We start from the raw sequence: 25,248 nt of genomic DNA on the forward strand, positions 1-25,248 counted from the left end.
GAGGTCGGGCGTCCGCTCCGCGCGGGCGCCCGCACCTCGTGTCCCTGCCGACCTGGATCGCCGAGTCTGTGAAATATAGGGGTCAGAATGGCGCCTGAGCACGCGATCGATTCACTGCTCCAATTCTCGAAGCGCAACGTCGATGCCGCCGCCGCTGATCTGACCGAGAGAGTGCGGGAACGTCTCGGATCCCTCGCGGCCGAGCCGCTTCTCCGTCACCTGACAGCGGCGCCGCCCCGCGCCGGGCTCGCCAGGATCGTTCTCAGGATCCTCGTACTGGAGCTCAACGTGCAGCGGGTCGAGGGCCTCTTGCACGGCGCCACGCCCGCCGAGCGCTTCGACTTCTTCTTGGCGCGGTTGTCGGACACGGACTTCACCCGGCGAATATGGCGCGATTATCCGCTGATGCATGCGGAATGCCACCGGCTGCTCGCTCACTGGGTGAGCGCGCGCTGTGCGTTCGCCGAGCATCTGGCGGCCGACTTCGGGCTGTTGCACGGGCTTGGCATCCAGGCGGACCTACGAGAGATCGACGGCATCTCCTTCGACGCCGGCGACAGCCACGAAGGTGGCCGGTCTGTGGCTATCGTCCATTTCGGTCGCGGGCAGAGCGTCGTGTACAAGCCCAGAGCGGTCTCGATGGAGGCTCGGTTCCAGGCGTTGGTGGACTGGGTGAACGCCAAGGGGTTCGAGCCGCGGTTGCGCACCGTGCGCGTCCTCGACCGCGGCGACCACGGATGGCTGGAGCACGTCGGGGGCGGCGAATGCGACACCTCCGCCGCCGTCGAGCGGTTCCACCGCCGCCAGGGCGGCTATCTGGCTCTGCTGCACGCGCTCCGGGCGCGGGACCTGCACATGGACAACGTCATCGCGGCCGGTGAGCACCCCTTCCTCGTCGATCTCGAGTGCCTGTTCACGGGAGAGCTGAACGCCTCAAAGGCCGACGGCGCCGGAGATGAGGCCCTGATGCGCGGCCTGTTCGACTCGACCGTGCTCGCGGTGGGCATGCTGCCGTTCTCGCGTCCCCGGACGGATGCGGCGGGCAGGGAGACGAGTGGCGACGTGAGCGGGCTCAACGGCGGCGGCGACTCGCGGTTGAGCGCGGGCGAGCTGCCCCAATGGGTGGACGCCGGCACGGACACGATGCGGCTGGCATATGGCCGGGTGCCCGTCCCCGCGTCGACGAACCTGCCGCGCCTCTACGGGGAGGTGCGACGGTTCGACGAGTACCGAGACGTCTTCCTGGCGGGGTTCGAGCGCATGTACAGGCTCATCCGGACGCACGCCGACGATCTGCTCGCCGAAGGTGGCCTCCTGGAGACCTTCCGTGGTGCCCGGACCCGTTACATCCTCGGCGCGACCCAGACGTACAACGCCTTCCTCTGGGCGAGCTGCCACCCGCACCTCCTGCAGGCGGTGGAGCAACGCGAGAAGTACCTCGACCGTGCGCTGTCCCGCCAGAAAGGACTCGCGCTGGGAGCGGAGATCGCGGCCAGCGAACGTGCGCAACTCGCGGCCGGCGACATTCCCCTCTTCACGGCGGACGCGGACGGCACCTGCCTCATCGGCGGAGACGGACGGGTGATTCCCGGCGCGCTGGCTCACGATGGGCTGAGCGCCGTACGTGAGCGGATCGCGGGATTCGGCGAGGACGATCTTCTGCGCCAGCGATGGATGGTGGAGTGCGCTGCGGCCACGGCCGCCGCCCCGGATCTCGACTCCTCCCCGGTCTTCCGGGTGCCCAGGGACGACAAACCGGTCCACCGACGGTCCAGCTCGAAGGAGGCGCCCGACGCCGGGACCGTCGTCGGTCATGCCATCGAGATCGGGGACGAGCTGATCCGGTCCGCGCTACGCCATGAGGGGGAGGTCGGCTGGCTCGGCCTGGCCTCGGTAAGCGGGGGACAGTGGCAGCTCCTACCGACCGGGCTCGACCTCTACTCCGGCAACAGCGGCATCGGCCTGTTCTTCGCCTACCTGGCTCGAGTGACCGGCCAGGACAGGTTTCATGAGCTGGCACGGGATATCTCGTACGGCATCGTGCGCCGGATGGAACGCGCGATCTCGTTCGGCCATCGCGAGGGCCGGCAGAACCCAATTCTGACCCTCGGAATGTCGGGCGGCTTGACCGGCGCCCTCTACTTTCTGACGCACTGGGCGGCTCTCACCGCGGACACCGTTCCGCTCACTCGGTTGATCGACGACATCGCGCCGGGGACGGAGGAGATCTGTGGCGCCGACGAGATCCATGATGTCATCGGGGGCGCCGCCGGTCACGTCCTCGCTCTCTGCGCTGCCTGGAGGGTCGCCCCTTCCCACGGGCTCGTGCGGCTGATCGGGAAGGTGAGCACGCACCTGGCCGAGCGCGGGGTCCGCACCGGCGACCAGATCAGCTGGCCCACAGCGCAATTCGACGGCCTGGCGCTGGGCGGATTCGCGCACGGTGCGTCCGGCATCGCGCTGGCCCTGGCCAGGGCGGCGCGGGTGACCGGCGACGACACGCACCTCGAGACCGCCAGGGCCGCGCTGCGTTTCGAGAGATCACTGCGCGACGAACACGGCGAAGCCTGGCCGGACCTGCGGCCGCACGTCCCCTGGGAGACGATGGTCGCCTGGTGTCACGGCGCGCCGGGAGCCGGTCTCGCCCGGCTGGCACTGGCGGAGACGCTGGGCGACGACAGGTCCCTGGCCGCCGACATCGAGCTCGCGGCTCGCATGACCGCCTACTATTACGAAGCGGCGCATGAATATTATCCGGTACGAAATCTATCGCTTTGTCACGGCGAGCTGGGAAACCTGGATTTCCTCTGGTCGGCCGCCCGCAGGACAGGAGAAAGCGACCTGCTCCGCCTGGCGGAGAACGTCACGTCGGCCGTGCTCGCAGTACAAGGGGATCATGGTTGGATCTGCGGGGTGCCGCGCGGGATTCGCACTCCCGGTTTACTGCTCGGACTTGCCGGTATAGGGCTCGGTTATCTGCGCATCGCCGATCCCGCCCGGGTGCCCTGCCTTCTCACACTCGACGCTCCGGCCGATAACCCGTGATATGGTCCGCATCGGATACGATCACAGTTCCGGCCGAGAAACTATCGAGTGGAGGGCGGCGAGTGCGCCTCCGGAACGTCTCCTATCGTTACAGACGCAAAGGTCCTTGGGTTCTTCGTGGTGTCGACGTCGAGGTGCCGTCCGGCCGCATAACCGAGGTAACCGGAATGAATGGTGCCGGTAAATCGACGCTCCTGCGGCTCGTGGCAGGACTGGCCCGGCCGTCGGCCGGCCACATCGAGCACCGGCCGCGAATCGTTGGATATGCTCCCGAGCGTTTTCCCGCCGCGCTTCCCTTCACGGTTCAGGAATACCTCGAACACGTATGCCGTATCCGCCGCGTGGCCGACCGGCAGGCCGTGATCGGCCATTGGACGGAGAGGTTGCGGTGCCGGCACCTGGCCGCGACCCGAATCCGTGATCTCTCCAAGGGCAGTGCCCAGAAGGTCGGGCTGATCCAGGCGTTCCTGGCCAAGCCGGAACTTCTCGTGCTCGACGAGCCTTTCGCCGGGCTCGACGTGGCGGCCATGAACGCCGTCTCCGCCGCCGTGAACGAGGTGGCGGCGCAGGGCGGCAGCGTCGTCGTGAGCGACCACCAGAACTACCTCGGCGACGTCGACCTGCGACAGCGGTGGGAAGTCGGCGGGGGCACGGTGTCCGTGCTGCCGGCCTCGCCCAAGCCGCGGGAGGAGAAGCAGACCGTGGTGCTGCGGGTGCGGGTGGAGGAACGCAGCGCGGGCGTCGCCGTCGAGCACCTGCGCGAGCTGGGCTATGACGTGGAGGTCGGCGGCCCGGCGGAGGTCCGGAAGTGAACGTCGCGGCCCTGAGCTGGTTCTACATCAAGGCATACGGAAACTCCTATCGGTTCATCCAGCCGCTCGTCCCCACGCTGGTGCTGCTGGCGATCCTTTCCGGCGCGCCGCCGGGCACGCCGGGCGCGGCCCAGGCCGCGGTGCTGGAGACGTTGGGGTACCTCAGCGTTTTCATGATTCCGATGTGGGCGTGGGCGTCTCGCCAGGTGCTGGACACAGAACCGGACACCCATCGGCTCGTGTCGGCCACGATGGTGAGCTCCCGTCCCAGGCTGCTGACCGGGCGTCTGCTGGCCTGTTACGCAGTGAGTCTGGTGCTTTCGGCGATCGCCCTGCTGCCGCCCCTGTGGATGACCCTGCAGTCGGGGGCGGGCATGCGGGGGCTGCTCTCCGGCGCGGTGCTTCTGGTGGTCGAACCGGCTGTCGCTCTCGTTTTCGGCATCCTGACCAGTCGCGCACTGGTCCCGTCCACCGGCGGATCCACCCTGTTGTTCCTGGGAGGGCTCCTCGTGGCCGCGCTTTTGGACGCCCGGGTCGGGTTCTGGCCGGGTCCGCCGATCGTGTCGGGGGTCGGTGCGGCCAACGAAGGGCTGGACGCCCTGCTCGCCGCCCTGCCCGGCGTGGCATCGCGCGCCCTGACGTGGACGGCCATCGGAATCGCCGTGTACGCGTTTTTGCGGAGGCGCCGCGAGTGAAAGTCGTCGCCGGTTCCCGTCCTTCTAGTGGAGAATGAGGTCCCCCATGCGCCAGCCCAGCCGTCGTAGCGTCCTGAAGGCTTCCGTGGTGACGCTCGGAGCGATCGGAGCGGGAATTCCGTTAGGCGGTCCCGCGTTCGCCGCCGACTACAATCCCGCCCCGCGGGACCCGGAATTTCCGGACGTCGAGGGAATGCGCGGGGACCGGCGGGCGAACGAGCTGTGGTACACCTACGAGAATGTCTTCCAGTATCAGGCGACCCCCGAGATAATCGACGCCTACACCGCCATCGGCGCGGTCGCGGGCGGATCGCCCGAGCAACTCTATCCCCTCTATCAGGAGCACCGCAGGGCGGGCACCTATCCCGACGGATTCATCGCCCAGATGGCTCCGGCCAAGGACGCGCTCGAATATATCTCCCGCTTACAGCTCGACATCTACGACCGCTTCTACCGGCATGACAGGAATGGATTGACGGCGGCGTTCGTCTGGTTCGGCGAGGGAGTTCTTTTCGATCCGCGCATGCCGTACGGATCGCGTACTCACATGATGAACGTCAAGCCCGGCGAGCCGCCGCAGAACTGGCACGCATGGCATCCGATCATCAGGGCCACGGTGTTCCTCGGGATCGATGTCACGCGATGGATCGAGCTCAACCGTCTCGTCGGGATCGGCTGGACGATCCAGTCCATCACCAAGCCGCGTGCCGGGGCCGACAATCCCTACCTCGACAAGGAGAGCGTCCACAATGTGGTGAAGACGTGGCGCCACATGTCCCCGGAGAAGATGGACGACATGTTCGACAACTTCCCCTACCCCCCGGGCATCTCCTGACATCGGCGCCCAGCGTGAGCCTTCACCCGCCCGCGGGCGGGTGAAGGCCGCGTGGGGCTGCGGCTGACATTTCGCGTCCTCTCGCGTCCTCTGAGGCACGCCCCGGGCCGCTCTCGGTGGTGACCTGGCATCATCTGACCATGGCTGACCACACCACCACAGATCTTCCCGACGTCTCCGGACTGACCATCGGCATCCTGGGCGGGACCGGGGACCAGGGCAAGGGACTGGCCCGCCGGTTCTCGCTGGCCGGGCACACCGTGCTGATCGGCTCGCGCAGCGCGGAGCGCGCCCAGGAGGCGGCGCGTGAGATCGGCGTACGCGGGGCCCCGAACGCCGAGGTGGCGGCCGAGGCGGACGTCGTGATCGTCGCGGTGCCCTGGGAGGGGCACAAGGCGCTGCTGGAGTCCCTGCGTGAGCCGCTCGCCGGGAAGATCGTGGTGGACTGCGTCAACCCGCTCGGCTTCGACAAGCAGGGGGCGTACGCGCTGCCCGTGGAGGAGGGCAGCGCGGCGCAGCAGGCGGCCGCGGTGCTGACCGGCAGCCGGGTGGTCGCGGCCTTCCACCACGTGTCGGCGGTGCTGCTGCTCGACCCGTCGGTGGCGGAGATCGACCTCGATGTGCTCGTGCTCGGCGACGACCGCGAGGCCACCGACGTCGTACGCGCGCTCGCCGGCCGCATCCCCGGCGCGCGCGGCGTCTACGCGGGCCGGCTGCGCAACGCCCACCAGATCGAGGCGCTCACGGCGAACCTGATCTCGATCAACCGCCGATACAAGGCCCACGCCGGCATCCGGGTCACCGACGTGTAGCCATCCGCGCTTCACCTGGTCGTCACGTCGGAGACGTGGTCGTTCACTACCTTCGGGCGCTGTCGTCGCCGTCTGAAAGGTCTCCAGTGCTACGTCACGTCTCCGCCGCCGGTCTGGCGATCGCCGCCGCGCTCACCCTCACCACCACCGGTACGGCCGCCGCCGATCCGGCCAAGGGCCCCGTCGTCGCCGACGTCACGCTCCCCGCCCCCGCGCTGAAGCAGGTGCAGCCGTCCATCGCCGACGACCACGGCGTGCGGCTCGGCGGCGTCGGCAGCGGCCTGTTCCCGGCCGGCCGGGCCGGGGAGTTCTGGCTCGTCACCGACCGCGGCCCGAACGGCCAGCCGACCGTGGACGGGGAGAAGCGCCGGACCTTCCCGGTGCCCGAGTTCGCTCCGGCGATCGTCCGGGTCGCCCTCGCGCGCGGCACGGCGAAGATCAAGCAGTACATCCCGATCGTCGGCGCCTCCGGCAGGCCCGTGACCGGCCTGTCGAACCAGGCGGGGCACGACGAGACGCCCTACACCTGGGACGGCCGCACCGCGCTGCCGTACAACCCGAGCGGGCTGGACGTCGAGGACCTCGTACGCACCCGCGACGGCGATTTCTGGCTGGTCGACGAGTACGGCCCGTCGCTGGTGCGGGTGTCGCCGGACGGCCGGGTGCTTGAGCGGCACGTCCCCGCGGGGCTCGGGCCGACCGGCGCGGACTACCCGGTGAAGGAGACGCTGCCCGCGATCCTGGCGAGCCGCCAGCAGAACCGCGGCTTCGAGGGACTCGCGATCTCGTCGGACCAGCGCACGCTGTACCTGGCCGTGCAGAGCCCGCTGGCCAACCCCGACAAGAAGGCCGCGAAGAAGTCGCGGATCGGGCGCATCCTCACCTTCGACCTGCGGAGCCGGAAGGTGACCGCGGAGTATCCGTACCGGTTCGAGGACGTCACGACCTTCGACCCGAAGGTGAACGGCGACCAGAGCGAGATGAAGATCTCCGGCCTGGCGTACGCCGGCCGGGACCGCCTGCTCGTGGACGAGCGCACCGACAACGTCGCGCGGGTGTACTCGATCGACCTGGCGAAGGCGACGAACCTGCTCGGCGGGCCGTACGACGACCCGAAGACCAGTCCGTCTCTGGAGGAGCAGGCCGGGGCGTCCGGCGTCAGGCTGCCCGCCAAGTCGCTCGTGCTGGAGCCGAACGCGCTGGTGCCGTCGCTGCCCGGCAAGATCGAGGGGATTGCGGTGCTCGACCCGCGCACGATCGCGCTGGCCAACGACAACGACTTCGGCCTCGGCGACTTCGGCCCCGACGGCAGGCTGGTGGACAGCGGCGTGCCGAACCGTCTCGTCGTCGTCCGGCTCGCTCGCGCACTCGGCGCCCGCTGAGTACGCCCCGCTGACCGCGCCCGCTCAGGGCGCACGCTGAGGGCGCACGCCCACGGGCGCGGCTACGTGGCGGTGGCGAGCAGCCAGTCGGCCACCGCCTCCGGCGCGACGATCTGGTGCAGGTGTTCGCCGGGGATGCGGGCGACCGGCCAGCCGCGCTCCCCGGCCTCGTGGGCGAGGGCGGCGTAGGTGTCCGCGAACCACAGGTAGCCGCTCCTGAGGTGGTCCCAGCGGGCGGGCACCGGGATCTCCTCCAGGTAGTACGCGAGGGGCAGCCGCGCCTGCTCGGCCACGACCACCTGGCGGACCACCGGGTCGGGCAGGAGGGCGGCGACGTCGTCCTCGGGCCACCAGTCGGTCCAGCGGGGCAGGACGCCCGCGTCGTCGGCGAGCGAGCGCAGGAAGGCGAGGTGCTCCGGCTCCGCCGCCTGGCACACGCCCCTGCGCGGCGGCAGCGCGGCGTCGACGAACAGGCACGCGGCGACCTGCCCGGCGAGGGCCTGCGCGATCAGCGGCACGAACAGCCCGGCGTTGCTGTGCGCCACGACGGCCAGCGGCCCGCGCGGCGCGCTCGCCGCCACCGCGCTCACCACCCTCGGCCAGTAGGGCGGCGGACCGGCCGTCACGTCGGTCAGCCGCGGCACCACGGCGGTGTGCCCGCGCGCCCGCAGGATCTCGGCGACGGGGGTCCAGGTCGAGGGGCCGACGGAGGGGCTGTGCACGAGGAGGAAGCTGACGTCCATTCCTTCATCCTCACCATGGGAGGCGGCGCCGGACGCCTTCTCCGCTCGCCGCGTAACCGGTCGTCGGGTAGCCAACCTGACAAGAACGGTTGTTCTGGGTAATTCTGGACGGCATGAGCTCCCTGCATCCGGAAACGCGCGTCGTCCACCTGCCCCGGCCCACGCCGGAGGCCAGCACGCCGATCTCCATGCCGATCTATCAGACCTCGGGATTCGTCTTCGACGACCCGGCCGTCTTCGCCGACGGCATGGGGCGGCCCGACGGGGCGTACGTCTACGGCCGGCTCTCCAACCCCACCGTGCGCGCGCTGGAGGAGGCGGTCGCCGGCCTGGAGGGCGGCGTGGCCGCCGTGGCCACCGGCTCGGGCATGGGCGCGATCAACGCCGTGCTGCTCGGCCTGCTGAAGTCGGGCGACCACGTGATCGCCCAGTCGGCGCTGTACGGCGCCACCGCGCAGACGCTGGCCGACCTGGCGGAGCGCTTCGGCGTCGAGGTCACCCGCGTGCCGGAGGACGACCCCGCGGCCGTACGCGCCGCCGTGCGGCCCACGACCAAGCTGCTGTATCTGGAGACGATCGCCAACCCGATGACGCAGGTCGCCGACCTGCCGGGGATGTGCGCGGCGGCGCGCGAGGCCGGGATCCTCACCGTGGTCGACAACACCTTCGCCTCGCCGGTCCTGTGCCGCCCCATCGAGCACGGCGCGGACATCGTGGTGCACTCCGTCACCAAGTACCTGTCCGGGCACACCGACGTCGTCGGCGGGATCGCCGTGTTCGCCTCTGAGGACGTGTACCGCAGGGTGTGGTCGTACGCGGTGGAGCTCGGCGCGACGGCCGACCCGTTCGCCGCGTGGCTGACCCTGCGGGGGATGCAGACGCTGCCGCTGCGGATGGAGCGCCACTGCGCCAACGCCCGCGTGCTCGCGACGCGGCTCGCCGGGCATCCGGCCGTGACCGCGGTGCACTGGCCGGGCCTGCCCTCCCACCCGTCGCACGAACTCGCGGCGAAGCTCCTGCCCGACTTCGGCGGCGTGTTCTCCTTCGACCTCGCCGGAGGGCGTGCCGCCGGCGAGGCGTTCATGCGCAACGTGCGGCTCGCGCTGCTCGCGCCGTCGCTCGGCGGCGTGGAGACCCTGATCCTCCACCCGGCCACCACGTCGCACCGCACGGTGAGCGCCGAAGGCCTGGCCGCGGCGGGCATCGGCGAGGGGACGGTCCGGGTGGCCGTGGGCATCGAGCACGCCGAGGACCTGTGGGCCGACTTCGCCCAGGCGCTCGACGCGATCTGAGACGCCCCCGCGGGACGCAGGTCGCGGGCGGCCACCGCGTGTGCGGCGGCCGCCCGCCATGCGTCAGCGGTAGCTGTGCTCGGGCCGGGGGAAGACGCCGGAGACGACCTCGTCGGCGTACGCGCGGATCGCCCGGTCCATCTCTCCGGCCAGGTCGAAGTACTTCTTCACGAACTTCGCGGGCTGCGGGGTCAGGCCCATCAGGTCCTGCCAGACGAGGACCTGCGCGTCGGTGTGCGGCCCCGCCCCGATGCCGACCGTGGGGACGCTCAGCGAGGTGGTGACCCGCTGGGCGAGGTCGGCGGGAACGCATTCGAGCACGACGGCGAAGGCGCCCGCGTGCTCCAGCGCCTTGGCGTCGGCCATGATCTCGTCACCCGCCTGGCCGCGGCCCTGCACCCGGTAGCCGCCGAAGGCGTTGACCGACTGCGGGGTCAGGCCGAGGTGGGCCATGACCGGAATTCCGGCCGACACGAGCATCTCCACCTGCGGGAGGACCCGGTGGCCGCCCTCCAGCTTGACGGCGTGCGCGCCGGCCTCCTTCACGAAGCGGGCCGCGGTCTCCAGGGCCTGCTGGGGTGAGGCCTGGTAGGAGCCGAACGGCAGGTCGGCCACGACCATCGCCCGCGACGAGCCGCGTACGACCGCGGCGGTGAGCGGGATGAGGTCGTCGACCGTGACGGGCAGCGTCGAGTCGTAGCCGTAGACGACCATGGCGGCCGAGTCGCCCACGAGCATCACCGGGATGCCCGCCTCGTCGAACACCCTCGCGGTCATGGCGTCGTACGCCGTCACCATCGGCCACTTCTCGTGGCGCTCCTTGGCTGCCGCGATGTCGCGGACGGTGACCCTGCGTCCCGCGGCCCCGCCGTAGAGGGCGGGCTTGGACACAACCGAAACAGAGGACATGGCTACCTCCAGGCCTCGTGGCGCCCCTGTGGCGTCCCCGGACAGTCAGATCATTGCATGCCGGCATGGGCTGGAACACCCCCATACGGGCGCCGTAATCCTGGGTTGCGATGAGTGGGACCAAAGGGACGAATGAGGCGACCCGGCCGCAGGAATGTCGGAGGCGCCCGGCACAATGCCGTGCGGAGGTAAGGAACCACAATGGCTTTTGATCGTTACCGGCGGGTGCTCGCCCTGCCGGGCGTGCGGACGTTGCTGCTGGTCGGCATGATTGCGAGAATTCCCCTCACTGGCACCGGCATGACGCTGACCCTGCACGTGGTGAACGACCAGAAGCTGGGCTTCCTCCAGGCGGGTCTGGTCGGCACCGCCTCCATGGCGGGCGCCGCGATCGGCTCGCCGCTCGTCGGCCGGTTCGTCGACCGGCGCGGGCTGCGGCCGGCGATGGCCGTGACGACCATCGTGCAGCTGTGCCTGTGGTGCGCCGCGCCGGCGATGCCGTACGCCGTGCTGCTGCCGGGCGCGTTGATCGGCGGGCTGTTCAGCCAGCCGGTGTTCGGCGCCATCCGGCAGTGCGTGGCCGCGATGGTGCCGGTGGAGAACCACCAGACCGGCTTCGCCCTCGACTCGATGGGCGTGGAGTTGTCGTACATGGTCGGCCCGGCCCTCGCCGTCGCGAGCGTGACGGCGTTCGGCAGCACCGCGACGATGTACGGCGTGGCCGCCGGCCTGGCGGGCTCGGGAGTGGCGCTTTACCTGCTCAACCCTCCCACACGGTCGGCCGAGGAGGACGCGGGGCACGAGGGGGCCGTCCCCCGGCGGCAGTGGCTGCGGCCGGGCCTGCTCGCCCTGCTCTGCCTGGTGTCCGGGCTCACCTTCGTGCTCACGACGACCGAGTTGAGCGTCGTGGCGATGCTCAAGGCGGACGGCGCGACCGCCTGGACCGGGCTGGTCCTCGCGCTGTGGTGCGCGTTCTCGCTCGTCGGCGGGTTCGTGTACGGCGGGCTCTCCCGGGGGCTGTCGCCCGTGGTGCTCGCGGGCGGCCTGGCGGTGCTGACCGCGCCCGTGGGCCTGGTCGGCGGGGGCTGGGGCTGGCTGTGCCTGGCGCTGGTGCCGGCCGGACTCCTGTGCGCCCCGGCGCTGTCGTCCACCGTGGACGCCGTCAACCGGCGCGTCCCCGCGGCGGCGCGGGGTGAGGCGATGGGCCTGCACGGCACGTCGCTGACGATCGGAGGGGCGCTGGCCGGGCCCCTCGCCGGCGGGCTCCTGGACGCCCACGGCCCCGCCTGGGCCTTCGCCGTGTCCGGAGCGGTCGGCGTCGCGCTGGCCCTGCTCGTCGCCCTGGTCAGGCGGGATGCTCCGGCCGCCGCCCCCACCCCGGCCGGATCGAGTGCGGCGGCCCGCTCGGAGGGCGAGAGCGGCTTCGGCGCGGCGGCCGGCGCGGCCGGTCCGGACGCCGCGACGCCCCTGCCCGCCCCCGCGGCGGACTGAAACCGGGTCACACGCAGGATTGGATCCCGCTCCGGAGCGGGAATAGAACCGGCCCCCGCGCGGATGTACAAGGGGCGCGCGGATGTCCCTTGGGACCGCCGTGCGAAGGGTGTCCGCCGCCGCCCGCTCCGGGTGGCCGTGCGAGACGCAACGACGTCCCCGCAGGCCGGAAGGCGCGGGTATCGGGGACGAGCAGTGCGCGGGCCGGGCGCCCCGGCCGAGCGTCTTTTTGCCCAACTGACCAGCGGATACGGCGGCACCGCCCCAGATTATGAAACGGTCCCGTTGCGTATCGGAATGACCAACGCTACGCTTGCGTTGCGAAACTCAGCCGTATCGAAATCATGGGGGAATCCGTGGAAGCTCTCACAGAAGCTCAAACAGGTCACCCACGCCGATGGCAGGTCCTCGGCGTGATGGTGTTCAGCCTGCTGGCCGTCGTCCTCGACAACACCATCCTCAACGTGGCGATCAAGACGATCGCCGATCCCGTCCACGGTCTGGGCGCGACCCAGAGCGAGCTCGAATGGGCGATGAACTCCTACACGCTGGTGTTCGCCGGCCTGCTGTTCACCTTCGGGGTGCTGGGCGACCGCTACGGGCGTAAGCGGATGCTCATGGCGGGCATGGTCCTGTTCGGCCTGGCCTCCCTGGCCAGCGCATATGCGCAGGACCCGATGCAGCTCATCGCGGCGAGGGCCCTGATGGGCCTCGGCGGCGCCGCCATCATGCCGGCCACGCTGGCGATCATCTCGAACGTCTTCCCGATCCACGAGCGGGGCAAGGCGATCGGCATCTGGGCCGGCGGCGTCGGCATCGCCGTGGCGATCGGCCCGATCACGGGGGGCCTGCTGCTGGAGCACTTCTGGTGGGGCTCGGTCTTCCTCGTCAACGTGCCCATCGTGATCCTCGGCCTCGGGCTGATCGCCGGGATCGTGCCCGACTCCAAGGACCCGAACAAGTCCGGTCTCGACCCGGTCGGCGTGCTGCTGTCCATCCTCGGCCTGATCAGCCTCGTCTACGGCATCGTCCGGATCAGCGACCTCGGCACCGTCGCCGACGTCTCGGTCGTCGTGCCGTCGCTGCTGGGTCTCGCGATCCTCGCCGCGTTCGTCTGGTACGAGAGCCGGATCGACCACCCCGCCTTCGACGTGCGCAACTTCCGCAACGCCGGCTTCTCCACCGCGATCGCCACCGTCGGCCTCGTGTTCTTCGCGGCCATGGGCGTGATGTTCTTCCTGGCCTTCTACTGGCAGATCGTCCGGAACTACTCGCCGCTGCAGTCGGGGGCGCTCGTCCTGCCGTTCGCGGCCGCTCAGCTGATCTTCGCGCCGCAGAGCGCGCGGATGGTCCAGAAGTACGGTGCCCGGGCCGTCGGCACGGTCGCCATGCTCGTCATCACGCTGGCCCTGGCGTGCTACGCCTTCGTGCAGGTGGACACCCCGATCTGGATCCTGCTGGTCCTCGGCTTCGTCCAGGGCGCCGCGATGGCCAACATCATGCCCCCGGCGACCACGGCCATCATGAACGCGCTGCCGCGTGAGAAGGCCGGCGTCGGCTCCTCGATGAGCAACGTCGTCCGGCAGGTCGGCGGCACGCTGGGCATCGCCATCCTGGGCGCGGTCCTGTCCGCGAGCTACCGCAGCGACATGGAGGACAAGGTCTCGGCCCTGCCGGAGCAGCTTCGCCACGTCGTGACCGAGTCCATCTCCGGCGCGGCCGGCGTCGCCGGGCGACTGGGCCCGCAGGGCACGAGCCTGCTCGACGCCGCGAACGCCGCGTTCGTCACCGGCGTCCACTGGGCGGCCCTCGGATCGGCCTTCGTCGCCCTCGTCGGCACTCTCGTGGTGGCCCGCTGGATGCCGGGCAAGACCGGGGCCCACGCCGCGGTCACCAAGACTGAAACCGAAAAGGAAGCGGCGGTAGTGTGAACTCGTCATGAAGACGCAGCAGACGGCTGAGGGGGTGGCCCGCCCGGCGGGCCGCCCGCGCAGCGAGAAGGCGGAACGGTCGATCATCGAGGCCACCCTCGAACTGCTCGGTGAGGGCATCGGGGTGTCGGAGCTGTCCATCGAGTCGATCGCCAGCCGCGCCGGTGTCGGGAAGACCACGATCTACCGCAGGTGGTCCAACAAGGAGGACCTGGTGGTGGACGCTCTGGCGACGCTCAAGCCGCCGATCCCGCTGCCGCAGGGCGGAACCGTGCGAGACGACCTGGTGACCTACCTCCGGGTGATCCAGGAGGAGGCCCTCCACCACCGCACCCGCTGCATCATGAACATCGCCATGAGCGACTCCGAGCGGCATCCCCGGCTGGCGGAGCGGTTCCGCGAGCTGACCGTGGAGCCGCGCAGGGCGGTGGTGGCGGCGGTTCTGCGGCGCGGCATGGAGACCGGGGAACTGCGCGCGGACCTCGACATCGACATGGCGCTGGCGCTCCTCAGCGGGGCGGTGATCTGGCTCACGAAGTGGTCCCACCCCGGCGACTCCCATGCCGGCCTTCCCGAGCGGATCGTCGACGAGGCGCTCAAGGGCTTCCGCCCCCGCCCCTCCGAGCCCTGACCCGTCCCTCCACCCCCGAGCTGTGACCCGGCTTGCCACCCCGAGCCGTGATGCGGCCCTTCACCTCCGAGTCGTGACCCGGTCCGTGCGGCCGACGGTCGTACGGACCACGCTCGCCGGTGTGATGCGCTGCGCGGAGCGGCGCACCGCGCTGAGCCTTCTCGGGGATCCGGGTACCACTGGCGGGAATGGACGCGAGGGCGGGCGGCCGTCAGACGATGACGCCGTCTCCGACGACCCCATGACCGGTGCCGGACGCCTGCCCGGCACCGGTCACGGCGTTCCTATTTCAGGCCCGCGTCGAGCGCGCCCATCAGTGTGCCGGTGTCGCCGGACATCTCCCAGATCATCGCCCCGAGCAGGCCCTTGCTCCGCAGCCAGGCGGCCTTGCGCCCGATCGACCAGGCGTCGTCGAAGCTCCACCACTGGCCGCCGTTGCCGGTGTAGCAGGAGGTCGCCACCGCCTGCTCGTCATGGCTGACCGTGCAGTTCGGGACGCTCGCCACCAGGTTGGAGTAGCCCCGGGTGCCGGCCTCCTCCTGGAACTGGCCGGGCGCCGCGCCGGTGGCCTGCTGCCACTCGCCGCCCTTCCCGCCGTCGGTCACGCCCTGCCAGCCGCGCCCGTAGAACGCCAGGCCGATCGTGAGCTTGCGCGGGTTCACCCCCGCCTGGAGATAGGCGTTCACCGCGTTCTCCACGCTGAAGTGGAACGAGTAGGGGTCGTCCGCGTCGGTATAGAGGTTCCCCTGGTGCCCGGTCCGGTTGGGCTCCCACGAGTTGTCGCTGCCCGCGCCGTGGAAGTCGTAGCCCTGGATGTTGAACACGTCGAGATACTTGGCCACCTGCGGCAGGTCCCAGCCGGAGGCGATCTTCGCCGGGTCGGCCGGTGTGAACGCGCTGAGCAGGTAGTACTTGCCCGTCGTGGCTCCGAGCGCGTCGAGCTGCCGGCGGAACTCGGCGATCAGCGCGGTGTTGTTCGCCTTGTCGTTGGGGCTGACGTGATTGCCGGCGTGGCCGTCCGAGCCCGGCCACTCCCAGTCGAGGTCGATGCCGTCGAAGATCCCGGCGGCGCTGCCCGGGCCGCCCGCGCTGTTGTACACGGGCAGGTTGCCCTTGATGTACATGTCGATGCAGGAGCTGACGAACTTCTTGCGGGAGGCGTCGGTGGCGGCGACGTCGGAGAAGTATTTCGAGTACGTCCAGCCGCCGATCGAGATGAGCACCTTGAGGTCCGGGTGCTTCGCCTTGAGCTTGCGCAGCTGGTTGTAGTTGCCGCGCAGGTTCTCCCAGCCGGTGTCGCCGACGCCGTCGACCGACTGGGCGGCGCTCATCGGCCGTCCGTAGTCGGCGTCCGCGTCGCCCGCGCCGTCGCCCTGGCTCGGGTCCTGCGGGTTGGACGTCGTCCCCTTGGTCACACCGTTCAGGCAGGTCAGGTTGACCGGGTCGATGTTGGCGAAGGCGTAGTTGAGGTGGGTCAGCCGCGCCGCCGCTCCGGTCGTCTCGAGGTTGCGCACGAAATACTGCCTGCCGTAGATGCCCCACTGGACGAAGTAGCCCACGCGGGCGTAGCCGTTCCCGACGATGTCGGCCGTGCTCACCTTTACTGGGTCGCTCGGCGCCGACACGTTGTCGTACAGGTCGCGCGCCCGCACCGTGAACGTGTACTCGGTCGACGGCGACAGTCCCGTGACCTTGGCCGAGGTGCCGGTCACCGTGGTCGCCAGATCGTTCCCGGCGTACACGTCGTAGGCCGCCACGCCCTTGTCGTCGGTGGAGGCCGTCCAGGCGAGCGTGACGCTGGTGGCGTCCTTGGCGGTGCTGCGCAGACCGGACGGAACCGTGGGCGGCCGGGTGTCGTCGGCGGGGTCGTTGGTCGTAACCGTGAGGGCGCCGCTCGCCGGGGACGGGTTGCCCTTGCGGTCCTTCGCCCTGACCGTGAACGTGTAGGCGGTCTTCGGCGTCAGCCCGGTGACCGTCGCGCTCGTCCCGGTCACCGTGGCCGCGAGTGCCGAGCCGTTGTACACCTCGTAGGTGGTGATGGGCAGGCTGCCGGGGGTCGCGGCGTCCCAGGCCAGCATCACCGTCTTGGTGGTCTTGGCGGTGGCGCGGAGGTTCGCCGGCGCACCCGGCGGCGTGTCGGCCGCGCCGTCACACCTGACGTCGTTGACCCGGCAGCTCGCCGGCTCGGCCGCCGCGCTCAGCGTGAAGGAGGGGCTGTACGGCTCGGTCGACCCGTGCGCCGCGACGGTGGTGTTGTAGAAGGCCGGGGTGAGCGTGACCTGCCGCCCGCTCTGGTTCAGGGTGCCGTTCTGGGCATTGCTCGCGGTCACCCCGGCCGGCAGCTCGAACACGATCGACCAGCCGTTCAGCGCCGTGCCGGAGTTGTTGTTCACGACGAACTTCCCCTGCGTGCCGCTGCCGGTGAAGGTCGCGGTCAGCGGTGCGGGCGGGGGAGGCGGGTCGCCGGTCCCGTCGCAGTTGGCGCCGTTGATCGTGCAGTTGGCCGGCTGGGCCGCGGCGCTGAGCGTGAAGGAGGGGCTGTACGGCTCGGTGGTGCCGCCCGCCCGGATCGTGTTGATGTAGTAGGCGGGGGTGAGCCTGACCTTCGTGCCGTTCTGGCTGATGGTCGCGTTCTGCGGATTGCCCGCCGTGACACCTGCGGGCAGGTCGAACTGGATCGACCAGCCGGTGACGGCCGTGGAGCCGGAGTTGGTGACGACGAACTTGCCCTGTGTGCCGCTGAGCGTGAAGACGGCGGTGATGCCGGTGGCGGCCCGCGCCGGTACGGAAAGAGCGGACATCAGCAGGAGTGTCACAAGGAAAACGGCTGTTCGGCGCATCCGGCCTCCATTAATCGTTAGGAAAGTTTCCTAAGAATTAGCCGGAGCGTAGTTCCGCCGCGCGACACGGGCAAGGCCCAATTTCCCTCAGGACCGGTCCGGTCAGGTTCGGCCGGTGAGGTCCGGCCCGGTCAGGTTCGGCCCGGTCAGGTTCGGTCCGCGAAGCCCGGTCCCTGCGGGCCGAGACCCTGGCGGTCCGGAGAGCCCGTGGAGCGGGGCACGACCAGTCCGGTCTCGTACGCCAGGACGACGGCCTGGGTCCGGTCGCGCAGGCCGAGCTTGCCCAGCACCCGGCTCACGTGCGTCTTGACCGTCTCCTCGGTGACGGTCAACCGGGCGGCTATCTCGGCGTTGGACAGACCCTCGGCCACCAGCCGCAGCACCTGCGTCTCGCGCGGGGTGAGCGTGGCCGGGACGGCGGGCTCGGGCATCGGCCGCAGGCGGGCGAACTCGGCGACGAGGCGGCGGGTGATCGAGGGGGCCAGCAGCGCATCGCCCGCCGCCACGACGCGGACCGCGTCGAAGAGGCGCTCGGCGGTGACGTCCTTGAGCAGGAAGCCGCCGGCCCCGGCGCGCAGCGCCTCGTAGACGTACTCGTCCAGGTCGAAGGTCGTCAGGATGAGGACCCGCGTTCCGGAGCCTGCGAGCCGCCGGGTGGCCTCGATGCCGTCCATGACCGGCATGCGGATGTCCATGACGACGACGTCGGGGCGCAGCTCCCGGCACATCCGGACGGCCTGCGCCCCGTCGGAGGCGGTCGCGACGACGGCGAAGTCCGGCTGGCTGCCCAGCAGTTCGGCGAAGCCGGTGCGGACGACCAGATGGTCGTCCGCGACGACGACGCGGATCGGCGTCGCGCCGGTCACGGGTGCCCTCCCACAGGGCCGGCGGGTGCGGCAGGACCACCATTGCAGGCGGGACCCGAGTGGCGGGGAGGACTGTCAGGGGCGCCGGAATCCCGGGAACCATGGGCATCCGGAAGGCGGGGGAACTGTGCCTCCACGACGAATCCGCCGCCGGGCGCGGAGCCGATGCGCAGTTCGCCGCCGACGGCAGCGGCCCGTTCCCGCATCCCGGCCAGTCCGTGACCGGCCAGTCCGTGACCGGCCAGTCCGTGACCGGCCAGTTCACCGGCCACGCCGCCCGGCACGCCCGCGTCTTCCGATGCCCCGGCTCCGCCGGACGCGTCGGCGCCGCCCGATATGCCCGTGCCGTCGGGCCCGCCGCTGCCGGTCGCCGTGCCCGAGGAGAGCGGAATGCCGGGGCCGTTGTCCCGTACGCGCAGTCGCAGAGCGTCGCGGGCATAGTGCAGTTCCACGTCGACGGCGGCGCCCGGCGCATGCCGCCGGGCGTTGGTGAGCCCCTCCTGGATGATGCGATAGGCGGCGAGCTCGACGCCGGGGTCGAGCACGGCCGGGGAACCGCTGAGAACGAGGCGGACGGCCGTTCCCGCGGCGTCGCGCGCCTCGTCGAGCAGCGCGTTGAGCTCGGCCGGCCGCAGGCCGGGCTGCGGGCGCAGATCCGCCGCACGTTCCCGGTCGTCCTCGCGCAGCACGCCGAGCAGGCGCCGCATCTCGGTTAGCGCCGCACGGGCGGTGTCGCCGATCGCCCGCAGCCGCTCCGCTCCGGCGGACGGCATGCCGGGCACGGCGAAACGGGCCGTCTCGGCCTGCACGGCGACCATGGAGATGTGGTGGGCGACCACGTCGTGCAGTTCCCGGGCGATGCGCGCCCGCTCGCCGCGCGCGGTGTGCTCCAGCAGGGTGCCGGCGATGACCTGCCGGGCGGCCAGGTTCTCCGCGGCCTCGCCTGCGGCCCGCCGGGCGACTCCGGCCAGGGCCGCCGCCGGCGCGGTGCACGCCAGCAGCAGGACGAGGACCCGCGTCTCGCCCTCCGCGCGGACGAGCAGCTCCACGCCAGAGGGCAGAGGCCAGGAGGGCAGGCCGAGCAGCGCCGCCACGACGTACGGCGCGGCGAGTGAGGGACCGAGCCACCGCGCTCCGGTGAGACCGAGCCGGTAGAGGCAGATCACCGCGACGGCCGCGCCCGCGACGGTGAGCGTCCGGAAGGCCGTGAGAGACAGCAGGCCCGCCGCGCCGACGACCACGGCGGCGACGGCCGGCTGGGCCCGCAGGAACACGGCCGGCAGCGTGGTGGCCAGGCCGAGCAGGCCGAACGCGACCAGACGCAGCGAGGCCCCGGCGGGATCGGCCCCCGGGCCGGTGGGCGGCGCGATCGGCGTGCCCGCAGCCGTGCCCATGACCGTCCCCACGACCGTGTCCGCAGCCGTGCTCGCTGCCGTGCCCACCGGCGCGGTCACGCCGTGCCCGAACAAGGGCGGCGGCGTCGCGCCGCGGGCGTGCGCGACCGACTCGGCCAGCGCGAGCAGGGCCGCGAGCACTCCCAGCACGACGGGCGCGTACGAGGTGCGGAAGACGGAGATCCGGCCATGCGCACGGAGGGCGGGAGCCCCGCCATACGCCGTGCCACCAATACGAGGGGCGGACGCCCGGCCATGAATACGAAGGGCGGACGCCCGGCCACGAATACGGAGGGCGGATGTCCGAGCGCGAAGGGCCCGCCCCCGCCTGTCCCTCCGGCTGTCCGCTCGCTCCACGGGAGGTCATTGTCCCAGGCATTCCCTTTCCGGACATCCCTCACAGGAGGGATGGAAGGTCCCTCACGCCGGGGACGGTGAAGATGGCTCCCCGCCGTGACGCCGTGCGCTCCCGCCGCCGCCTAACCTGCCGGGCATGCGAGCGGCCATCGAAGTGATCGGGTTGCGTAAGCGCTACGGCAGCACCGTGGCGCTGGACGGGATGTCCTTCACCGTGCTGCCGGGGCGGGTCACCGGCTTCGTCGGGCCCAACGGCGCGGGCAAGTCCACCACCATGCGGGTGATCCTCGGCCTGGACACGGCCGACCAGGGCTCCGCCCTGATCGGCGGCCGGCCGTACCGGAGCCTGCGGGCCCCCCTGTGCCAGGTCGGCGCCCTGCTGGACGCCGCCGCGCTGCAGCCGTCCCGTACGGCACGCAACCACCTGCTGTGGCTGGCCCACTCGCAGGGGCTGGGCGCGCGGCGGGTCGACGAGGTGATCGAGCAGGTCGGACTGGGGGCCGCGGCGCGGCGCAGGGCGGGCGGGTTCTCGCTCGGCATGCGGCAGCGTCTCGGCATCGCCGCCGCGCTGCTCGGGGATCCGCCCGTCCTCATGCTGGACGAGCCGGTCAACGGCCTCGACCCGGAGGGCATCGTGTGGATCCGCGGCCTGCTGCGCGCACTGGCCGCCGAGGGACGGGCGGTGCTGGTGTCCAGCCACCTGATGAGCGAGATGCAGGACATGGCCGACCACCTCGTGGTGGCGGGCCGGGGGCGGGTGGTGGCGGACACGAGCGTCGCGGACCTGATCGCCGCCGCCTCCGACGGGCGGGTCACACTGCGCACGACCGCGCGGCCGGAGGCGATGGAGGTGCTGGCCCGCGCCGGCGCCAGGGTGGCCGTCCAGGACCGCGACACGCTCACCGTCTCCGGGCTGCCGGCCGGGCGGATCGTCGCCCTGCTCGGCGCGGACGACGTGCCGTTCTCCGAGGTGTCCGCGCACCGCGCGTCGCTGGAGGAGGCGTACATGGAGCTGACCCGGGACGCGGTCGAGTTCCGCGCCACGACCCCCCGAGACGAGACGGCGACCTCATGACGGACCCCACGGCAGACCACGGGACAGACCGCGGGACGGGCGGGCGCGACGGCTTCCGGCACATGGTGCGCGCCGAATGGACCAAGTTCAGGACCGTACGCGGCTGGGTGGCCGGCATGGCCGTCGCCGTGGCGCTCGTCGTGGCGCTGGGGCTGCTGTCCGCGTCGGGCAGCCACGCCTCCTGCGGCATGAACGGCGTCGAGACCGCCTGCACGCTCACGACCGGGCCGGGCGGTGAGGCGGTGAGCGACCGCTTCTTCTTCGTCCACCGCCGGCTGGACGGCGACGGCTCGATCACCGTGCGGGTGAACTCCATGACCGGGCAGATCCGGCTCCCCGACGCCGTTCCCGGGGTGCGCAGGGTCGTGGCCGGAGTCGTGCCGTGGGCGAAGGCCGGGATCATGGTGAAGGACGGCGTCCGGCAGGGCGCGTCGTACGCCGCGGTCATGGTCACCGCCCGGCACGGCGTGCGGATGCAGCACGACTTCACCGAGGACGTCGCCGGCGGCTCCGGCGGCGTCTCGCCGGGTTCGCCGCGCTGGCTGCGGCTGACCCGGTCGGGCGGCACCCTGACCGGCTACGAGTCCGCGGACGGCAGGCGATGGACCCTGGTGGGCACGGCCCGTCCGGCCCGGCTGCCCGCCACGGTGGAGGCCGGAATGTTCGTGGCCTCCCCGGGCGACCTGACGGTGAGCAGAGGGAATCTGGGCGGCGCCTCCGTCCAGGTCCGGTTCACCGAGGCGACCGCCGTCTTCGACCAGGTCCGGGTGGACGGGCGGACGGGCGGCGCGTGGAGCCACGACGACGTCGGCGTGGTGTACGAGGCCGACGGCGCGACGCCCCACCACCCGGGCCGGTTCACCGGATCCGGCGGCACGTTCACGATCACCGGAGTCGGCGACATCGCGCCCAGCGCGGAGGGCACGCGGATCGAGAGCACGCTCTTCGGCCTGGTCGCCGGGCTGGTCGCGGTGATCGTGGTGGCCGTGCTGTTCGTCACCGCGGAACACCGGCGGGGCCTGATCCGCACGACTTTCCTGGCCGCCCCCCGGCGGGGCCGGGCGTTCGCGGCCAAGGCCCTGGTCGCCGGCGCGGTGGCCTTCGCCGCCGGCCTGGCCGCCGCCGCCCTCACCGTTTCCCTCGGAGCGCGCATCCTCCGGGCGAACGGCAACGCGGTCCTCCCGGTGAGCACGCTCACCGAACTGCGGGTCGTGGCCGGCGTCGCGGTGCTGACGGCCGCCGTCTCGGTCCTCGCCCTCGCCTGCGGCGTCCTGCTGCGGCGCGGCGCCGCGGCCGTCACCGCCGTCGCCGGGCTCGTCGTGGTGCCCCACATCCTCGCGACGGCCTCGGTCCTGCCCCTGGATGTGGCGCGGTGGCTGCTGCGGCTCACCCCGGCGGCCGGGTTCGCCGTGCAGCAGAGCGTCCCGGAGTACGCGCAGGTGCTCGGCTACTACAGCCCTCAGGGCGGCTACTACCCGCTGCCGCCCCTGGCCGGGCTCGCCGTGCTCTGCGGCTACGCCGCGCTCGCCGCCGTCCTGGCCGTCGTACGCATGAGCAAGGGGGACGCATGAGACGCGAACTGCACGCGGAGTGGACCAAGACGCGCACCGCCCCGGGCACGGCCTGGCTGCTGTCGGCCGTCGTCGTGCTCACCGCCGCCGCGAGCGCCGCCGTGGCCGCCACCGTGTCCTGCCCGGCGGCGGGGTGCGACCAGGACGTTCCGCGGCTCGGCCTCGCCGGGGTCCAGGCGGGTCAGGCGGCCGTGGCCGTCCTCGCCGTGTTCGCGGCCAGTGGCGAGTACGGCAGCGGCATGATCGCGACGACGTTCGCGGCGATGCCGCGCAGGGGCCGGGTCCTGGCCGCGAAGGCCGCCGTCCTCACCGGCCTGACGCTGGCCGCCGGGACGGTCGCGGTGCTCGCGTCCGTGCTGGCCGCGCGGCTCATCCTGCCGGGCAACGGGTTCACGGCCGCGAACGGCCACCCGCCGCCGTCCCTGGCCGACGGCCCGACGTTGCGCGCGGCGGCGGGCACGGTGCTCTACCTCGCGCTGATCGCTCTGCTCAGCCTCGGCGCCGCCACCGCCTTGCGCGACTCCGCGACCGCGGCCGGCGTGGTGTGCGGCCTGCTGTACGTGCTGCCGCTCATCCCGCTCATGATCGCCGATCCGGGCTGGCGGCGGCTGCTCTGGCAGGCCACGCCGGCGAACGCCTGGCTCGCGGTCCAGACGACCACACACCTGGACGACCTTCCGATCGGCCCATGGGAGGGCCTCGGTGTGACGGCCGCGTGGGCCGCCGCCGCGCTGCTCGGCGCCTGGCTGCTGGTCCGCGCCCGCGACGTGCGCGTTTAGAGGCGCTCGCGCCAGCGGGTGGTGATGGGCAGGCGGCGGTCGCGGCCGAAGTTCTTGGGCGTGATCTTCGGGCCCGGCGGGTACTGACGGCGCTTGTACTCGGCCAGGTCCACCAGGCGGATGATCTGTGTGACCAGTTCGGGGTCGTGACCGGCCGCGACCAGCTCGTCGCGGCCCATGTCCCGCTCGACGTAGTCGCGCAGCAGCCGGTCGAGCACCTCGTACGGCGGGAGCGAGTCGGTGTCGCGCTGGTCGGGCCGCAGCTCCGCGCTCGGCTCCTTGGTGATCGAGTTCTCCGGGATCGGGGGCTGTCCCGGCTGGGCGTTGCGCCACTCCGCGAGCTTCCAGACCACGCTCTTGAGCACGTCCTTGATCGGGGCGAACCCGCCCGCCGAGTCGCCGTACAGCGTGGAGTAGCCGGTGGCCAGCTCGCTCTTGTTGCCGGTGGTCAGCACCAGGTGGCCGTGCTCGTTCGACAGGCTCATCAGCAGCATGCCGCGTACACGGGCCTGCAGGTTCTCGGCCGCGAGGCCGTGCAGCTCGATCTCCTTCTCGAACGCCGAGACGATGTCGGCGATCGGGGCGACCTGGGAGTCGACGCCCTGGCGGCGCACCAGCTCCTCCGCGTCCGTGATCGAGTGGTCCGAGGAGTAGCGCGAGGGCATCAGCACCACGTGGACCCGCTCGGGCCCGACGGCGTCGGCGGCGATCGTGGCGACGAGGGCGGAGTCGATGCCGCCGGACAGGCCGAGGATGACCGACCGGAAGCCGTTCTTGCGCACGTAGTCGCGCACGCCGAGCACGAGCGCGTTGTAGATCTCCGCCAGGTCGTCCAGCCGCTCGGCGACGACCGGCGCCTCCGGCTCGTACGGCTCGACCGGCGCGGCCGACAGCAGCACCCGCTCGACCGTGATGACCGTGCCGTCGTGCGCGTCGTGGCGCGACTCGCCGAGCTCGCCCGTGCCCTCAGGAAGCTCCAGGTCGGTGACGAACAGGTCCTCCTCGAACTGCGGCGCGCGGGCGACCAGTTCCCCGGAGGCGTCCACGACGAGCGAGTCGCCGTCGAAGACCAGCTCGTCCTGGCCGCCGACCATGTTCACGTACGCGAGCGCGCAGCCCGCCTCGCGGGCCCGCCGCGCGCACAGCTCCAGCCGCACGTCGTCCTTGTTCGTCTCGTACGGCGAGCCGTTGGGGACGACGAGCAGGCCGGCGCCGGCCTCGGCGACCACCGAGACGGGACCGCCGTCCTGCCACAGGTCCTCGCACACGGCCACGGCGACGTCCACGCCGTGCAGGCGGAAGATCGGCAGGCGGTCGCCGCGCACGAAGTAGCGGTACTCGTCGAACACCCCGTAGTTCGGCAGGTGGTGCTTGGCCGACTTCGTCACCACCCGGCCCTCGTGGAGCAGGGCGACCGCGTCGAGCGGGGCGCCCTTGGGCTGCCCCACGCGCGGGGCGAGGTCGGCCCGGTCGAGGTAGCCCACCACGACGGGGAGATCGCCGAGTCCCTCGTCGGCGAGCCGCGTGGCCGCCTTCGACAGCGCCGTGATCGACGCCTCCACGAACGACGACCGGAGCACCAGGTCCTCGGCGGGGTAGCCGGTCAGGAACATCTCGGGGAACACCACGAGGTGCGCGCCGCGCTCGGCGGCCCTGCGGGTCCACTCGACGAGCATGTCGGCGTTGCCGGCGATGTCACCGACGACCGGATTGGTCTGGGCGAGAGCGATACGCAGTTGAGCCACGGTCCCACCCTAAGGTGTCCGATTAGTTGTCGTCAAAGCGACG

General features: G+C 71.5%; 19 protein-coding genes. 13 read left to right on the forward strand and 6 right to left on the reverse strand.

Annotated elements, in window-relative coordinates:
- The first annotated feature begins 87 nt into the window (after positions 1–87).
- From FLW16_RS00420 to FLW16_RS00445, 6 genes are all read left to right on the forward strand, one after another.
- Positions 88–3,045, forward strand: a complete 2,958-nt coding sequence (locus FLW16_RS00420) for a type 2 lanthipeptide synthetase LanM family protein (RefSeq protein ID WP_142556481.1) — start codon at positions 88–90, stop codon at positions 3,043–3,045.
- Positions 3,046–3,107: 62 nt separating this feature from the next.
- Entirely contained in the window at positions 3,108–3,857 is a 750-nt protein-coding gene (locus tag FLW16_RS00425) for an ATP-binding cassette domain-containing protein (protein ID WP_142557255.1), read from the forward strand.
- Positions 3,854–4,552: a hypothetical protein gene (locus FLW16_RS00430; RefSeq protein WP_142556482.1), complete on the forward strand. Its 699-nt coding sequence runs from the start codon at positions 3,854–3,856 to the stop codon at positions 4,550–4,552. Before FLW16_RS00425 ends, FLW16_RS00430 begins: the two co-directional genes overlap by 4 nt.
- Before the next feature lie 46 nt (positions 4,553–4,598).
- On the forward strand, positions 4,599–5,387 hold the full coding sequence (locus tag FLW16_RS00435; protein ID WP_142556483.1) for a Tat pathway signal sequence domain protein: 789 nt from the start codon (positions 4,599–4,601) through the stop codon (positions 5,385–5,387).
- A gap of 140 nt (positions 5,388–5,527) precedes the next feature.
- Positions 5,528–6,199 (forward strand): NADPH-dependent F420 reductase, encoded by a 672-nt coding sequence (gene npdG / locus FLW16_RS00440; RefSeq protein WP_142556484.1) that lies wholly within the window; start codon positions 5,528–5,530, stop codon positions 6,197–6,199.
- Between the two features lie 86 nt (positions 6,200–6,285).
- Positions 6,286–7,581 carry an esterase-like activity of phytase family protein gene (locus FLW16_RS00445; RefSeq protein ID WP_260614719.1) on the forward strand — a complete coding sequence of 432 codons (1,296 nt, stop codon included), beginning with the start codon at positions 6,286–6,288 and terminating at the stop codon, positions 7,579–7,581.
- Between the two features lie 62 nt (positions 7,582–7,643).
- Here FLW16_RS00445 and FLW16_RS00450 read toward each other — a convergent pair whose 3' ends face one another.
- On the reverse strand, positions 7,644–8,324 hold the full coding sequence (locus FLW16_RS00450; protein ID WP_142556485.1) for an alpha/beta hydrolase: 681 nt from the start codon (positions 8,322–8,324) through the stop codon (positions 7,644–7,646).
- Positions 8,325–8,437: 113 nt separating this feature from the next.
- Between FLW16_RS00450 and FLW16_RS00455 the strand changes: the two genes are divergently transcribed.
- Entirely contained in the window at positions 8,438–9,616 is a 1,179-nt protein-coding gene (locus tag FLW16_RS00455) for a PLP-dependent aspartate aminotransferase family protein (RefSeq protein WP_142556486.1), read from the forward strand.
- Between the two features lie 63 nt (positions 9,617–9,679).
- Here FLW16_RS00455 and panB read toward each other — a convergent pair whose 3' ends face one another.
- The gene (gene panB, locus FLW16_RS00460; RefSeq protein ID WP_142556487.1) at positions 9,680–10,525 is read right to left on the reverse strand and encodes a 3-methyl-2-oxobutanoate hydroxymethyltransferase; all 846 of its coding nucleotides are present in this window, start codon (positions 10,523–10,525) and stop codon (positions 9,680–9,682) included.
- Positions 10,526–10,726: 201 nt separating this feature from the next.
- On the opposite strand from panB, the gene FLW16_RS00465 reads away from it, so the two are divergent.
- The 3 genes from FLW16_RS00465 (at position 10,727) to FLW16_RS00475 (ending at position 14,578) form a co-directional block, all read left to right on the forward strand.
- Positions 10,727–12,016: an MFS transporter gene (locus FLW16_RS00465; RefSeq protein ID WP_142556488.1), complete on the forward strand. Its 1,290-nt coding sequence runs from the start codon at positions 10,727–10,729 to the stop codon at positions 12,014–12,016.
- Between the two features lie 416 nt (positions 12,017–12,432).
- Positions 12,433–13,947 (forward strand): MFS transporter, encoded by a 1,515-nt coding sequence (locus FLW16_RS00470; RefSeq protein ID WP_142557260.1) that lies wholly within the window; start codon positions 12,433–12,435, stop codon positions 13,945–13,947.
- 7 nt (positions 13,948–13,954) lie between these two features.
- On the forward strand, positions 13,955–14,578 hold the full coding sequence (locus FLW16_RS00475; RefSeq protein WP_142556489.1) for a TetR/AcrR family transcriptional regulator: 624 nt from the start codon (positions 13,955–13,957) through the stop codon (positions 14,576–14,578).
- A 284-nt stretch (positions 14,579–14,862) separates the two neighbouring features.
- Here FLW16_RS00475 and FLW16_RS00480 read toward each other — a convergent pair whose 3' ends face one another.
- The 3 genes from FLW16_RS00480 to FLW16_RS00490 all read right to left on the reverse strand — a co-directional run bounded on the left by FLW16_RS00480 (position 14,863) and on the right by FLW16_RS00490 (position 19,828).
- Positions 14,863–17,379: a glycosyl hydrolase family 18 protein gene (locus FLW16_RS00480; RefSeq protein ID WP_260614721.1), complete on the reverse strand. Its 2,517-nt coding sequence runs from the start codon at positions 17,377–17,379 to the stop codon at positions 14,863–14,865.
- Between the two features lie 185 nt (positions 17,380–17,564).
- The gene (locus FLW16_RS00485; RefSeq protein WP_142556491.1) at positions 17,565–18,284 is read right to left on the reverse strand and encodes a response regulator transcription factor; all 720 of its coding nucleotides are present in this window, start codon (positions 18,282–18,284) and stop codon (positions 17,565–17,567) included.
- A complete protein-coding gene (locus FLW16_RS00490) occupies positions 18,281–19,828 on the reverse strand; it encodes a sensor histidine kinase (RefSeq protein WP_142556492.1) in 1,548 nt (515 codons plus the stop codon). Before FLW16_RS00490 ends, FLW16_RS00485 begins: the two co-directional genes overlap by 4 nt.
- Before the next feature lie 343 nt (positions 19,829–20,171).
- Between FLW16_RS00490 and FLW16_RS00495 the strand changes: the two genes are divergently transcribed.
- From FLW16_RS00495 to FLW16_RS00505, 3 genes are read left to right on the forward strand one after another with little or no spacing between them, the layout of a single operon-like run.
- Positions 20,172–21,110, forward strand: a complete 939-nt coding sequence (locus FLW16_RS00495) for an ABC transporter ATP-binding protein (RefSeq protein WP_142556493.1) — start codon at positions 20,172–20,174, stop codon at positions 21,108–21,110.
- A complete protein-coding gene (locus FLW16_RS00500) occupies positions 21,107–22,681 on the forward strand; it encodes a DUF1349 domain-containing protein (RefSeq protein WP_142556494.1) in 1,575 nt (524 codons plus the stop codon). The genes FLW16_RS00495 and FLW16_RS00500 overlap by 4 nt, the downstream gene beginning before the upstream one ends.
- Positions 22,678–23,460, forward strand: coding sequence for an ABC transporter permease (locus FLW16_RS00505; protein WP_142556495.1), 783 nt, complete (start codon positions 22,678–22,680; stop codon positions 23,458–23,460). The genes FLW16_RS00500 and FLW16_RS00505 overlap by 4 nt, the downstream gene beginning before the upstream one ends.
- Here FLW16_RS00505 and FLW16_RS00510 read toward each other — a convergent pair.
- On the reverse strand, positions 23,457–25,205 hold the full coding sequence (locus FLW16_RS00510) for an NAD+ synthase (RefSeq protein WP_142556496.1): 1,749 nt from the start codon (positions 25,203–25,205) through the stop codon (positions 23,457–23,459). The two genes, FLW16_RS00505 and FLW16_RS00510, sit on opposite strands and share 4 nt — an antisense overlap.
- Positions 25,206–25,248 lie beyond the last annotated feature (43 nt).

The sequence above is a fragment of the Microbispora sp. KK1-11 genome (assembly GCF_006874435.1).
GTDB lineage: Bacteria > Actinomycetota > Actinomycetes > Streptosporangiales > Streptosporangiaceae > Microbispora > Microbispora catharanthi.